General features: G+C 65.2%; 13 protein-coding genes. 1 reads left to right on the forward strand and 12 read right to left on the reverse strand.

Annotation, left to right across the window (positions count from 1 at the left end; all coding sequences use genetic code 11):
• Nucleotides 1–3: 3 nt before the first annotated feature.
• The 12 genes from AC4AMJ_RS18605 to AC4AMJ_RS18660 all read right to left on the reverse strand — a co-directional run bounded on the left by AC4AMJ_RS18605 (nt 4) and on the right by AC4AMJ_RS18660 (nt 12,018).
• On the reverse strand, nt 4–1,152 hold the full coding sequence (locus tag AC4AMJ_RS18605; RefSeq protein WP_489913815.1) for an acyl-CoA dehydrogenase family protein: 1,149 nt from the start codon (nt 1,150–1,152) through the stop codon (nt 4–6).
• A gap of 13 nt (nt 1,153–1,165) precedes the next feature.
• The gene (locus tag AC4AMJ_RS18610; protein WP_489913817.1) at nt 1,166–2,311 is read right to left on the reverse strand and encodes a thiolase family protein; all 1,146 of its coding nucleotides are present in this window, start codon (nt 2,309–2,311) and stop codon (nt 1,166–1,168) included.
• Entirely contained in the window at nt 2,304–3,149 is an 846-nt protein-coding gene (locus tag AC4AMJ_RS18615; RefSeq protein ID WP_489913819.1) for an enoyl-CoA hydratase/isomerase family protein, read from the reverse strand. The genes AC4AMJ_RS18610 and AC4AMJ_RS18615 overlap by 8 nt, the downstream gene beginning before the upstream one ends.
• Nucleotides 3,146–4,366 carry a CaiB/BaiF CoA transferase family protein gene (locus AC4AMJ_RS18620; protein ID WP_489899543.1) on the reverse strand — a complete coding sequence of 407 codons (1,221 nt, stop codon included), beginning with the start codon at nt 4,364–4,366 and terminating at the stop codon, nt 3,146–3,148. The genes AC4AMJ_RS18615 and AC4AMJ_RS18620 overlap by 4 nt, the downstream gene beginning before the upstream one ends.
• A complete protein-coding gene (locus AC4AMJ_RS18625) occupies nt 4,366–5,130 on the reverse strand; it encodes an SDR family oxidoreductase (RefSeq protein ID WP_489899542.1) in 765 nt (254 codons plus the stop codon). Before AC4AMJ_RS18625 ends, AC4AMJ_RS18620 begins: the two co-directional genes overlap by 1 nt.
• Entirely contained in the window at nt 5,130–6,308 is a 1,179-nt protein-coding gene (locus tag AC4AMJ_RS18630) for an acyl-CoA dehydrogenase family protein (RefSeq protein WP_489913821.1), read from the reverse strand. Before AC4AMJ_RS18630 ends, AC4AMJ_RS18625 begins: the two co-directional genes overlap by 1 nt.
• A gap of 83 nt (nt 6,309–6,391) precedes the next feature.
• Complete coding sequence (locus tag AC4AMJ_RS18635) at nt 6,392–6,709, reverse strand: hypothetical protein (RefSeq protein ID WP_489913823.1); 318 nt, start codon at nt 6,707–6,709, stop codon at nt 6,392–6,394.
• Complete coding sequence (locus AC4AMJ_RS18640; RefSeq protein WP_489913825.1) at nt 6,675–7,103, reverse strand: hypothetical protein; 429 nt, start codon at nt 7,101–7,103, stop codon at nt 6,675–6,677. The genes AC4AMJ_RS18635 and AC4AMJ_RS18640 overlap by 35 nt, the downstream gene beginning before the upstream one ends.
• Nucleotides 7,100–7,810 (reverse strand): ABC transporter ATP-binding protein, encoded by a 711-nt coding sequence (locus tag AC4AMJ_RS18645; protein ID WP_489899538.1) that lies wholly within the window; start codon nt 7,808–7,810, stop codon nt 7,100–7,102. Before AC4AMJ_RS18645 ends, AC4AMJ_RS18640 begins: the two co-directional genes overlap by 4 nt.
• A complete protein-coding gene (locus tag AC4AMJ_RS18650; protein WP_489899537.1) occupies nt 7,807–8,520 on the reverse strand; it encodes an ABC transporter ATP-binding protein in 714 nt (237 codons plus the stop codon). Before AC4AMJ_RS18650 ends, AC4AMJ_RS18645 begins: the two co-directional genes overlap by 4 nt.
• Entirely contained in the window at nt 8,495–10,636 is a 2,142-nt protein-coding gene (locus AC4AMJ_RS18655; protein ID WP_489913827.1) for a branched-chain amino acid ABC transporter permease, read from the reverse strand. The genes AC4AMJ_RS18650 and AC4AMJ_RS18655 overlap by 26 nt, the downstream gene beginning before the upstream one ends.
• Nucleotides 10,636–12,018, reverse strand: a complete 1,383-nt coding sequence (locus AC4AMJ_RS18660; RefSeq protein ID WP_489913829.1) for an ABC transporter substrate-binding protein — start codon at nt 12,016–12,018, stop codon at nt 10,636–10,638. Before AC4AMJ_RS18660 ends, AC4AMJ_RS18655 begins: the two co-directional genes overlap by 1 nt.
• Nucleotides 12,019–12,363: 345 nt before the next feature.
• Between AC4AMJ_RS18660 and AC4AMJ_RS18665 the strand changes: the two genes are divergently transcribed.
• A complete protein-coding gene (locus AC4AMJ_RS18665) occupies nt 12,364–12,912 on the forward strand; it encodes a carboxymuconolactone decarboxylase family protein (RefSeq protein WP_489899534.1) in 549 nt (182 codons plus the stop codon).
• The last annotated feature ends 3 nt before the right edge of the window (nt 12,913–12,915 follow it).

Here is a 12,915-nt window from a genome sequence, read left to right on the forward strand (position 1 = left end):
CACTCACAGCCCCAGTGACTTGGCGATGATCGTCCGCATGACCTCACTCGTACCAGCGTAGATTCGAGCCACCCGGGCATCGGTGTACAGGCGGGCGATCGGGTATTCCATCATGTAGCCATAGCCCCCGAACAGCTGGAGACACCGGTCCACCGCTCTGGCCTGCATCTCGGTGCAGAAGAGCTTCACCCGTGCCGCGTCGGCGCCGGACAGTTCACCGTCCACCAGATCGATGACGGCCAGATCGAGCATGGCCTGGGCCGCCTCGATCTCTGCCGAGATCGAGGCCAGCTCGAACTTCGTGTTCTGGAAGCCGGACACCGGCTTGCCGAACGCCTTGCGTTCCTTCACGTACTCGATCGTCGCGGTCAACGCCGCCCGCGCCTGGGCGACCGAACCCGCCGCCACGGTCATCCGCTCCTGCGGCAGATTGCTGCCCAGGTATCCGAACGCGGCGCCCTCCTCGCCGAGCAGATTCGTCACCGGCACCCGAACATCGGTGAACGAGAGTTCCACAGTGTCCTGGACCTTGCAGCCCATCTTGTCGAGCACACGGCCACGCGCGAAACCCTCCATCCCGTCCTCGACGACGAGCAAACTGAGGCCCGCACGACGATTGCCTGGGTCGGTCGAGGTCCGCGCGACCACGATGACGAGGTCGGCGAGCAGGCCTCCCGTGATGAAGGTCTTCGCGCCGTTGAGCACGTAGTGATCACCGTCGCGGACCGCGGTGCTGGTCATGCCCGCGAGATCCGACCCGGTGCCCGGCTCGGTCATCGCGATGGCGGTCAGCAACTCACCCGCGGCCATCCCCGGGAACCACCGTCCCCTCTGCTCGGGGTTCGCGTAGCGCAGGAAGTACGGCAGGATCACGTCGAGCTGAGTTCGCACGGTCGACAGCGTGACCAACGCGCGCGCCGCCTCCTCCTGCAGGATCACGTTGTAGCGGAAGTCCTCCTGGCCCGCTCCCCCGTATTCCTCCGGGATCGCCATCCCCAGCACGCCGAGCTCACCGAGTCGCGCGAACACCTCGCGCGGCATCTGGCCGGCCTTCTCCCACTTCGGGTACTCGCCTACGACCTCTTTGGTCACGAAGTCACGGACGAGCAGACGAAACGCCTCGTGATCGTCGTGGTAGATCCCACGTCGCATATCGGAATTCCTCTCAGGCGATCAGTTCGACAAGGGTCGCGTTCGCAGTACCGCCGCCCTCGCACATCGTTTGCAGTCCGTAGTGAATTCCGTTGTCGCGCATGTGGTAAAGCATGCGCGTCATCAAGATCGCGCCAGATCCCCCGAGCGGATGGCCGAGAGCGATGGCCCCTCCGACCGGGTTGAGTCGGTCCTCGGGTGCACCGGTCTCGACGAGCCACGCCATCGGCACCGGCGCGAAGGCCTCGTTGACCTCGAACGCGCCGACGTCACCGATCGCCACACCTGCTTTCGCAAGCACCTTCTCGGTAGCGGGAATCGGGCCGGTCAACATCAGCACGGGATCGGCACCCGCGACCGCCCCCGCGCGATACCGGGCGATCGGCGTGAGGCCGAGCTCCCGCGCATGCTCGGACGTGGTGACCAGGAGCGCTGCCGCACCATCAGAGATCTGTGATGAGTTGCCGGCGTGGATCACGCCGTCTTCCCGGAACGCCGGCTTGAGACCACCGAGCTTCTCGACGGTGCTGCCACGCCGAACCCCTTCGTCGACCGAGACGGATCCCGCGTCGGTGGATACCGGGACGATCTGCTCGGCAAACGCACCTCGATCGATCGCCGCGGCCGCGAGTTCGTGTGACCGGACCGAGAACTCGTCCACCCTCGTCCGGGAGAAGCCCCACTTCTCGGCGATAAGCTCCGCCGAGATCCCCTGGTTGAAGGAGAAATCCTCGTACCGGGCCAACACTTTCGGTCCGTACGGCATCCCGGTGGAGCGGGCCGACCCGAGCGGCACCCGGCTCATCACCTCGACGCCACCGGCGACGACGACGTCCTGCTGCCCGGACATCACCGCCTGCGCAGCAAAGTCCAGCGCCTGCTGGCTCGAGCCGCAGGCGCGATTGATGGTCGTACCAGGAATGGACTCGGGCCACCCGGCCGCGAGAACGGCATATCTGCCGATGTTGCTTGACTGGTCACCGACTTGCGACACGCAGCCCCACACCACGTCGTCGACGATGGCGGGATCGATTCCGGTACGACGCACCAGTTCGTTCAGCACAATCGCGGAGAGGTCCGCAGCGTGCATCCCGGACAATCCACCGTTACGTTTGCCGACCGCAGTGCGGACGGCCTCGACGATCACGACTTCACGCATGTCCTCTGTCTCCGTTCCTGTCCTGTGCTGGACTGCCGGGTGGCGGCACCGCCCATCGTCCGGTGAACACCGGGTCCTTCTTCTGCGCAAACGCGGCGTACGCCTCGGTGGCGTCCGACGTCCCGAAATTGATCACCTGCGCGCGCGATTCACCGGCGAGCGCCTCCCGCAGTGTTCCGCCGGCGCCCTCGTTCAGCAGCATCTTGATCTGTCCCAACGCCACCGGTGGGCCCGCGGCCAACCGATGTGCCTTCTCGTCCACGAACTGATCGATCTCGGCGTCGTCGATCACCCAGGTGACCAGGCCGAGCGCCTGCGCCTCGGTGGCATCGATCATCTCGGCCAGCAGCGCAAGACGTTTCGCCTGCTGCAGCCCGACGAGCCTGGGCAACAGCCAGGACCCGCCGAGATCCATCGACAGTCCGCGCCGCGCGAAGATCTGCGAGAAGCGGGCATCCGGGGTGGCCACCACGAGGTCACAACCGAGTGCGAGGTTCCAACCGGCCCCGACAGCCACCCCGGACACCTTCGCGATCGTGGGGATCGGCAGATCGTGCAGTGCCATCGCGACATCGGTCAGGATGCGCAGCTTCTCGGTCGGATGACGCGGATCCGGCGTCGAGATGTCTGCTCCGGAGCAGAAGGCGCCGCCTGCTCCGGTGAGGACCAGCGCCCGGGTGCCGGTGGTGCGAGCCGTCTCCTCGAACACGTCGCGCAGCGCACACCATGCCGGCCAGTCCAGAGCATTCTTGCGTGCGGGCCGGTTCAGTGTCACCGTCCGGACGCCGGTGTCGTCGTCCTCGACGACGACACCGGGCGCGACTCCGTTGTCCGTCACCGCTCGAACGCGGGACCGACCGCCCCCCGCGCCCGCAGGTCGGCGATGTCGTCGGCGCTCATCCCCAGTCCGGCCAATACGGTGTCAGTGTGTTCCCCCAGACCCGGGATCGCACCCATGACAGGCTCGAAGCCCGCGATCACCGGTGGCGGAAGGATCGCCGGGATCGGCCCGTTGGGCGTGTCGATCTCACGCCAACGGTCGCGCTCGGCGAGATGGGGGTGCGCGATCATGTCGCTGGGCCGGTTGAACCGAGCGTTGCCGATTCCCGCTTCATCCGCCGCCTTCTGGATATCGGCCAGTTCATGCCGGCCACACCACTCGGCGATGGCCTCATCGAGGATCTCGCGATGCGCGACTCGGCCCGCATTGGTGGCGAACCGAGCGTCGGCGGCCAGATCGTCCCGTTGCACGATCTCCTTCGAGAGACGCTGCCATTCACGATCATTGGTGGTACCCAAGACCACGGTCTGACCATCGATGGTCGGATAGGCGCCGTAGGGGGCGACCGCAGGCGACCCCATGCCGCGTGGCTCCTGATCGATACCGGTATGCCGCGTGTAGTTCAGCGCATACCCCATCAGCTCGGCCATCGTGTCGAACAGACTGACGGCCACCGCACCGCCGCGCCGACCGTCTGCGGTGCCGCGGCCTCGCGCCACGAGCAGCGACAGGATCGAGATCGCCGAGTACAGACCAGAACACACATCGGCCATCGGTGGACCCGGCTTCGCCGGCGCGTCCGGATGGCCGGTGATCGCGCACGCCCCCGATTCAGCCTGTGCCAGCAGGTCATACGCCCGCTTGTGCGAGAGCGGTCCGCCCGGCCCGTACCCGTCGATCTCCACCACGATCAGATCCGGATGCCTCCCCTCCAGGTCCGCGGGGGCGAGGCCCATCTTGGCGGTGGAGCCGGGCGCCAGGTTCGAGACCAGGACGTCGGCCTGGGCCAGCAGGCGGTGCAGCACTTCGAGTCCGGCCGGGGACTTGAGGTCGATGGTGACGGATTCCTTACCACGATTGACCCAGACGAAATGAGCGGCCATCCCGTTGACGACATCGTCGTAGTGGCGTGCGAAATCGCCGCCGTTGGGATTCTCCACCTTGATCACCCGGGCACCGAGATCGGCCAGTGTGCGGGTGCACATCGGCGCGGACACGGCCGCTTCGAGTGCCACCACGGTGATACCGGCCAATGGAGCTTCTGTACTCGACATCACATCACCATACCGCCGTCCACCGGCAGCACCTGCCCCGTGACGAACGATGCCGCATCGGACGCAAGGAAGACGAATGCGCCTGCGACCTCTGCAGGTTCGGCCCAGCGCCGCAAAGGGATCCGGTTCAGCATCGTGGGCGCGAATCTCTCGTCGGTACGGATTGTCTCCGTCATCGGGGTGGCCGCGAGCGGTGCGATGGCGTTGACCAGAACATTCTTGCGGGCCAGCTCCCGGGCGAGCGACTTCGTGAGCCCGATGATGCCGGCCTTGGCCGCCGAGTAGTTCACCTGGCCCAGCGTGCCGGTGATCCCTGCCGACGACGTCACGTTGATGATGCGGCCCGTCCCGTCGGTCGCCAGGAACGGCAGTGCGGCCTGCGACGTGTTGAACGCGCCCATCAGGTGGATGTCGAGCATACGACGGATGCTCTCCTGCGTGGTGTCCCCGAACATCGCCGGCGCGGTCACCCCGGCGTTGTTGACGACGACGTGGACCGTACCGTCGCCCAGCGTGGCGGCCCGACTCATCACCGCGTCCGCGGCTTCCCGGTCGCTGACGTCGAATCCCATGCTGTCGGCCTTGCCGCCATCCACCGAGATCTGCTCGGCAACCTTCGCTGCCGCGCTCGCGTCGACGTCGGTCACCAACACAACTGCCCCGGCCGCGGCCAATGCCTGCGCCACGGCGGAGCCGATGCCACCGGCCGCACCGGTGACCACCGCCGAGCGTCCCGTCAGATCGAACAAGGTGTTGTTGGTCATCAGTAGCTCCTCGGCATACCCAAAGTGTGCGATCCCAGATAGTTCAGGATCATTTCCTGGCTGATCGGCGCGATCCGCATGACGCGCGCCTCGCGGAAGTATCGGGCGACGTTGTATTCCTCGGAATATCCCATGCCACCATGTGTCTGCAGTGCGCGGTCGGCGGCCGCGAAACCGGCTTCCGCGCACAGATACTTGGCAGTGTTGGCCTCACGGCCGCAGGGCTTCCCATTGTCGTAGAGCCAGGTTGCCTTACGCAACACCAGCTCCGCGGCATCCAGGTGAGCCAGCGAATCGGCCAGAGGGAACTGGATGCCCTGATTCATCCCGATCGGACGGTCGAACACCTCGCGCTGCTTCGCGTACGTCACGGCCCGGTCGAGGGCGACGCGGCCGATACCGAGCGCCTCCGCAGCGATGAGCATCCGCTCCGGATTGAGACCGTCGAGGAGATACTTGAAGCCCTTGCCCTCCTCCCCGACCCGATCCTCCTCCGGCACATACAGGTCGTCGATGAACAGCTCGTTCGAGGTGACCGCGTTGCGGCCCATCTTCTTGATCGGTCTGATGTCGACGTGCGCGCGATCGAGATCGGTGAGAAACAACGTCATGCCGTCGGTCTTCTTCTCGACCTCGGCATAAGGTGTCGTGCGGGTGAGCAGCAGGATCTTCTCCGACTCCATCGCCTTCGAGATCCACACCTTGCGCCCGTTCACCACATAGCCGTCGCCCTTGCGACGAGCCGATGTGGTGATCCGCGAGGTGTCCAGCCCTGCACCCGGTTCGGTCACGCCGAAGCACACGTGCAGATCGCCATTGACGACCCTGGGCAGGGTGCGTTGCTTGAGCTCGTCGGACCCGTGGACGACGACGGGTTGCATACCGAAGATCGACAGGTGAATCGCGGTTGCGGCGTTCATGGCACCACCCGATCGGGCGACCTGTTCGAGCAGGATGGTGGCTTCGGTGATCCCGAGGCCGTGCCCGCCGTAGTGCTCGGGGATGGTCATGCCGAGCCATCCGCCGTCGGCGATCGCCTGATAGAACTCGGTCGGGAACTCGTGCGCGAGATCCTTGTCCATCCAGTACTGGTCGTCGAATCGTCCTGCGAGTTCGGCCACCGACTTGCGGATCAACTCCTGATCCTCGGACAGCTCGAAACTCATCCCTTCCGACATACGCCGAACCTTCCTGTGTGCTTGTGCCGGACATGCGCCCGCACCGGCCCTCCCTCACGTCGGGCCGGTGCGCTCGCTGCCGGTCAATCCGATGCCGGGAGCGCTTTCGCCGACTTGAGCGCCATCACCGTGCCATCGCAGGTGAGCGGACCCGCACCGGCTGCGGCGCAGAGTAATTCCACTGTCTCGTCGGCGTTGACGTAACGCTTGCCGATCAGGACGCCGGGTTCCGAGCCGTCCTTCGCGGGCTGTGTCACCGACTTCGCGGGCTGGAGTGACGTTTCACCGCAGATGATCTCGGCGACCCCGTCGGCCGGAGCCTTGACGACCACCACCTTGGTGGTGCAGGCCGAACACGCCAGTTGTTCACCCGCGCGCAATGGCGGGACTTTCGTGGTCATTGCGGATCTCCTCCTTGACTGTGGTGGTGTGTTTTCCGGCCACCGGTGCCGGGGCCGGGGCGAGTCGCTCGCCGAACGTGTTGAGGTCGAACGACTGCCGCGCCAACCAGAAACGCAGGAAATTGGTCAGCGAGTACCGCAGGAAGACCGCGGACCCGACGATGGCCACGGCCACACCGGTGAGCGCGATCGTCAGCGCGTCACGCTGAACCAATGGGTCGGATGTGTTGTGCGACATCAGATAGGCGATCACGCCAAGCGCGACGCCGAGCACCATCGCGGCCACCCCGAGCCGAACCCAGAGCTGCGACCTGGCAGCAGCGGGATCGGGGATCTTCAGCTTTTCGAGTTCCTGCGTGAATCGTTGCGCCCGGTCATCGGATGTGGCGGTCATGTAGCACTTCCTAGGTAGAGGTTGGCAAGTTCTTTTCTGAGTGATTCTCCTGGCGGACCCTCGTATTCGACCTGGCCGCGCACGAGCACCGCCGCATGATCGGCCATGTCGAGAACGGCCGACGCGAACTGCTCCACGACCAGGACGGCGACTCCGTCACGGGCGATCTGGGCGACGTGCTCGTAGAGTTTCTCCACCACCAGCGGTGCCAGGCCCATCGAGAGTTCGTCGAGGAGCAGAACCGCCGGGTCTGTTGCCAGCCCACGGGTCAGCGCCAGCATCTGCTGCTCACCGCCCGAGAGGGTGCCCGCGGTCTGCGATGCCCGTTCCTCGAGGATCGGAAACCTCGAGAAGGCGATCTCCTCGATCTGCTCGCGCGACTTCCCGGTGAACGTCATCATCCAGAGGTTCTCGCGCACAGTGAGATTCGGGAACACTCCCCGGCCTTCGGGGATCAGACACACACCGGCGAGCGCCGCATTCCGCGAAGCGATACCCGTCACGTCACGGCCACCGTAGAGAATCCGGCCCGAGTCCACCGGGTGCACACCCGCAGCCACTTTCTGGGTCGTGGTCTTGCCGGCGCCGTTGGGTCCGAGCAGGGCCACCACCTGGCCTGCGTGGACGCTGATGTCGACACCGTGCAGCGCCGTGATCCCGTCGTAGCCGGCACGGATGTCGCAGAGTTCGAGTAACGGTGGAATCATGCTGTCCCCAAATAGGCGTCGAGTACTGCAGTGTTCTGCCGCACCGTTTCCGGTGGACCGGACGTGATGATGGACCCGAGGTCGAGGACGTGGACCTGGTCACAGACACCCATGACGAGTTCCATGTCGTGTTCGACGAGCAGAATCGCCACACCGTCGGCTGCCACCGTGCGGAGGATCGCGGCGAACCGCTCGGTCTCCTCGGCATCTTGCCCGGCGGCCGGCTCGTCGAGCAGGATCACATCCGGTCGGGTGGTGAGCGCACGTGCCACCTCCACCTGCCTGCCCACGCCGGTCGGCAAGGAATCGGCCAGCCGATCCGCGTAGGCGCCCAGCTGCGCACGCTCGATGACCCCATCGACCAGTTTCGTCGCATCACGACCGTGACGTCGGAGTTCGGCGGCGACGAGCAGGTTGTCGCGGACGCTGAGGCGACCGAACAGTTCGAGTCCTTGGAACGTCCGCGCCATACCGCGTTTGGCGCGCTGTGCCGGGCCCAGCCGCGTGATGTCCTTCCCGTCGAGCACCACCGAGCCGGTGTTCGGCCGGCGAAGTCCTCCGATGACGTCGAACAGTGTGCTCTTGCCGGCACCGTTGGGCCCGATCAACCCGGTGATGTGTCCGCGCTCCGCGGTCAGGTGTACCCCGTCCAGCGCCTGGTGCGCGCCGAAGGACACCGACACATCACTGACTTCCAGCAGCGATGGCACGATCCAACACCTCCTCGTCGTCATCGGTCCACGGCCGGGAGATCCCCCACCATTCGACCGGGATATCGGTATCGTCCGACCCCTCATCCATGTGTGCCCTGCGGTCTCGCCATCCGGCAACCAGCGGTGCAAGCACCGCGCCGACCACCATCAACAGGCAGAACACATAGCCGTTGAACACATCGGCAAGGCGCAACAACCACGCGACCAATGTCCACCCGACCAGTGCGCCCATGACGACACGATCGGCGAACGCCAGATCCCATTGCTTGCGCAGCGACGCGATTCCGCCCTCCTTGACGGCCCGCGCCCCGAACGCGATGCCGAGAAGCGCCGGAATCGCCTGGGACACCTCCCGCAGAGCCGGCCACAACACACCGATCGCGTTCAGCGGGCCCGCCAGGGCCGCACCGGTGAAGATTCCACTACCCACTGTTCCCAATCCGGCCAGGACCACGACGAGGAAGATCGGCAGCCCGGAGATGAAGTTGAACTGGTCTCCGGTGACCGATCCGAGTTGCATGCCGTACAGCGCACCCCCGAGTCCCGCCAATGCCGAACTCAGTCCGAACACCACCAGTTTGGAGGTCAGAAGGTTGCCACCGAGGGTGGCGTAGGCGGCCTCGCTGTCGCGAAGCGCGATCAGTTTGCGCCCGAGACGTCCTCGCCGCAACAGCGCCACACCGAGCGTGGCCGCAGCGAGGACAACCGCCGCGAAGACCGTGGTGCGTTGTGGAGTGTCGATGGCAAAGCCGAACAACGACGGCCCCGGCACCTCGACCGATCCCTGGTCGAAGAACGAGATGCGCACTCCGAACACATCGAAGGCCGGAAGCGTGAAGATCCAGCGGTCGAAGATCACGGCGATCGCAGCCGTCCCCAACGCCAGGTACACCCCGGACAAACGCAGTGCGGGCAGTGCGATCGCCGCTCCCACCACCCCGGAGATCACCATCGCGGCGATGATCGCCCACCACTGACCGTTCGCGCCCAGGTGGCCACACACGATCGCACCGATACCGGCAAGGGTGATCTGGCACAACGAGATCTGACCGGCGTATCCCGCCAGTGGGACATACGAGAGCGCCAACACACCGAAGGCGAAGATCTGCCCGTAAGTGAGGAGGTCGCTGTCGCTGAGCACCGTGGCCAGGATCAGACCGGACCACACGATCACCAGGGCGAAGAAGATGGTGCCTCGCAGCGACGGCAAGGGAACGGGACTGAGTTGACGATCTCGGCCCCGCAACCGTCCGTGCGGGAAGGCCAGTAGGGCGAGCAGGAGCAGGATCGCCGGAGCCGCCAACCGAATTCCGGGTAGATACGCGTTCTGCGGCAAATAGCCCGTCAGGTAGCTCTCCATGCAGCCGACCACGACCGCACCGAGGAAGGTCAACGGGAGACTCTTCAGCCGACCGAAGATCGCCGCTGCGTATGCACTGACGATCACCAACGACAGCGACATCGCGTCGAGTGCGACCACCGGGGCGATCAGGACGCCACCGACGGCGGCGAGCTCGATGCCCAGAATCCACGCGATCCGGTTGGCCCGCACCGGATCTGCTCCGGTGAGGCCGACCAGTGAGCGGTCATCGACGGTGGCTCGCATCTCCGTCCCGGCGCGTGTCCGGAACAGCAAGACCCGCAGGCCGACAGCCACCAGGATGGCGACGATCATCGTGAGCGCCTGGTGCCAGGTGACAGTGGCGCCGAAGACGTGCAACGGCGGCTGGTCGGCGAAGAACTGCGGCAGGTTGCGCGGTTCGTTCGGATCCCAGATCCATCGCGCCAGTGCGATCAGGCCGCTCAGCAAGGCGACGGTCATCACCAGCTTCTCGGCCTCACCGAGCGCCTGCACCGGGCGCAGCGCCACCTCGACGAACAGTCCGAACAGTGGCGTGAGCACACCCAACACCACGACCAGCGACAACCAGATCGGCCACCCCCAGCCGGCACTGAACTGCCAGTAGGTGAAGGCCGCCATCATCCCGGCCGCGCCATGCGCGAAGTTGAAGACGCCGGTGGTGGTGTAGGTGACGACCAGCCCGCCGCTGATCACTGCATAGATCGCGGCGGTGCTGAGTCCGACCACGCCGAAGGCGAGGAATTGATCCATTACTGAACGTCACTCATGGTCTTGCCGACATCGGACAACTTCATGCCCTCGCCGTACTGTCCGGTCCACTTCTTCACCGGGATGTTGCAGCGGTACGCGCCCTGGTCCGGATCGAAGTCAGCCGGCTCCCAACCGTTCGCGGTCGTCTTCTCCACGTTGAAGCACGCCGACGGCGCCGCACCCGGCGTGAGATTCTGGGGAGCCTGCAGACCACCCGCGGTCCATGCGGTCTCCTTGGTCGCCGCCTCCATCAGGCACGAGCGGGTCAGGTTGTCACCACAGCTCGCCGCCGACTTCGCGAACACGAGCCATGAGGAGAAGGCGCGGAGCGCGGGCAGGGTGATGGTCGCGTCGGGAGCGTACTTCTTGTACAGATCCTTGAGCTGGTTCATCACCGGGTCGGTGCTCTCGATCGGCAGCACACCGCCGAGGTCGACGAGGTTGTTCTGCTTCTCCGCAGACGGACCGATCAGGTCGAGGAACGCCTGACTGTAGGCATTGTTGTTCGCGTCGATCCAATCCGGCTTGTAGTTCATGCTGGTCAACACGCTCTCGAGCTTGGCGAGCTGGTTGTACTGCCCGAAGAAGATCAGCCCCTTGACACCCTTGTTCTTGATCGCCTGCGCGTATGGCGTCCAGTCCGAGACACCCGCGGCCGGGTAGAGATCGTTGTAGACGAAGGTGCCGCCGGCGGCCTTCACGGTCTCGGCCTGGATGTCACCGAGGACCTTGGTGACCGGGGAGTCCCCGTTGATGATGCCGATCGCGTTCGTCGAATCCGGATACGCGTCTTTGAGCAGCCACTCGCGGAACTGGTAGTACGGCAGGTAACCGAACACCTGCGAGGGTGATGCCTGCACACTGAGATCCGCGCCGAGCTCGGCCAGCTGCGCGACCTGGGCGGGGAAGTTCGGCAGCAGGCACGACAAGCGCTCTTTGGTGCCCAGCCCGTCCAGCGCGGCCCCGCCTCCGACGAGTGCGAAGTCCGTCTTGCACGCCTCCGACATCTGCTGGCGAACCGCCATGAGCTTCGTGTCGTGCGTGTTGGCCACGAGTTTACGGCCGTTGATCCCGCCGTTGTCGTTGCACCACGACGTGAAAACCTTTGCCGCGTCGACGAACTCCGAGTTCTTGGTGAAGCCGACGTCGGAGAGTACGCCGACCTGGATCTCCGAGTCACTGACGCCCTGCGCGGTGGTCCCCTTGGCGGATCCGCTCTGACAGACGTCGTTCAGGTCGCCGAACGAACTCGACGCGCTCGACGAGGAGCCCGTTCCGCCGCCGCCGGACTCCTCGGTGCCACTACCGTCGCGGCCACCGCAACCCGCGGCCGCAAACGCGACAACCACGACCGCCGCCGCGAGTATTCGTTGTGCTCTCACCTGATTCTCCTCAATGACGTCTCCGGGCGGACAATCCCGCAGGGTGTCGAGAGCGTCTCGCGAAGGCTGTGGACCAGCGTCGAAGACCAGCCGTGGCATTGCTGCTCTCGCTAATGAGAAACTAGCTTCTCCTAAACGAAGAATCAACACATTCAGAGATCCAGGTCACATGCCCAGCAAATCGCGACCGCCCGACGTCGCAGAACGCCATGAGAGACGAGCAGAGCGCGGAGCACGCGCGGCCGTGCGCCGACACGAATTACCTCTCGATGGATTGACTGGAGACGCATCTCGTGAAAACGTAGTATCCGTGAATGAGAATACGATTCTCGAAGGGAGGGTCAGATGCGGCTGACACCGCTGCCCGCCGACCAATGGGACGACGACGTCGACGCCGCGCTGGCGGCGATGCTGCCCAAGCGGCGCCGGAATCCCCAGGGTGCCGGCAACGCGTTGGCGACGCTCGTCCGTCACCCGGACCTCACCAAGGCCTTCATTCCGTTCAACGTGCACCTCCTGTTCGGGAACACACTGACCGACCGAATCCGGGAGGTCGCGATCCTGCGGGTCGCGGAACTCGGTGCGTCGCACTACGAGATCGAGCACCACACCGGCATGGGCCAAGCGGTCGGGATGACTCTCGCCGAGATCGAGGACGCACGCAGAGGCGTCGCGCTGGACCCGGTCGAGCAACTCGTGCTCGATGCGGTCGGTGAACTCCTCGGTGCACACGCCATCCTCGACGGAACCTGGTCTGCCCTGCAGGAACATCTCGACGACCGGCAGTTGATGGACCTGGTGTTCACCGTCGGCACCTACTCGACACTGTCCATGGCATTCAACACATTCGGCATCGAGCCGGATCGTGAGCTCCAGCCCGAATACGAAAGGTAGACC

This window comes from Gordonia sp. LMA484 (assembly GCF_058129505.1).

What these genes read in the sequence shown, in the direction of transcription:
- AC4AMJ_RS18605 (WP_489913815.1), bottom strand. Translation starts at nt 1,152, where the DNA reads ATGCGACGTGGGATCTACCACGACGATCACGAGGCGTTTCGTCTGCTC.
- AC4AMJ_RS18610 (WP_489913817.1), bottom strand. Translation starts at nt 2,311, where the DNA reads ATGCGTGAAGTCGTGATCGTCGAGGCCGTCCGCACTGCGGTCGGCAAA.
- AC4AMJ_RS18620 (WP_489899543.1), bottom strand. Translation starts at nt 4,366, where the DNA reads ATGTCGAGTACAGAAGCTCCATTGGCCGGTATCACCGTGGTGGCACTC.
- AC4AMJ_RS18625 (WP_489899542.1), bottom strand. Translation starts at nt 5,130, where the DNA reads ATGACCAACAACACCTTGTTCGATCTGACGGGACGCTCGGCGGTGGTC.
- AC4AMJ_RS18630 (WP_489913821.1), bottom strand. Translation starts at nt 6,308, where the DNA reads ATGTCGGAAGGGATGAGTTTCGAGCTGTCCGAGGATCAGGAGTTGATC.
- AC4AMJ_RS18635 (WP_489913823.1), bottom strand. Translation starts at nt 6,709, where the DNA reads ATGACCACGAAAGTCCCGCCATTGCGCGCGGGTGAACAACTGGCGTGT.
- AC4AMJ_RS18640 (WP_489913825.1), bottom strand. Translation starts at nt 7,103, where the DNA reads ATGACCGCCACATCCGATGACCGGGCGCAACGATTCACGCAGGAACTC.
- AC4AMJ_RS18645 (WP_489899538.1), bottom strand. Translation starts at nt 7,810, where the DNA reads ATGATTCCACCGTTACTCGAACTCTGCGACATCCGTGCCGGCTACGAC.
- AC4AMJ_RS18655 (WP_489913827.1), bottom strand. Translation starts at nt 10,636, where the DNA reads ATGGATCAATTCCTCGCCTTCGGCGTGGTCGGACTCAGCACCGCCGCG.
- AC4AMJ_RS18665 (WP_489899534.1), top strand. Translation starts at nt 12,364, where the DNA reads ATGCGGCTGACACCGCTGCCCGCCGACCAATGGGACGACGACGTCGAC.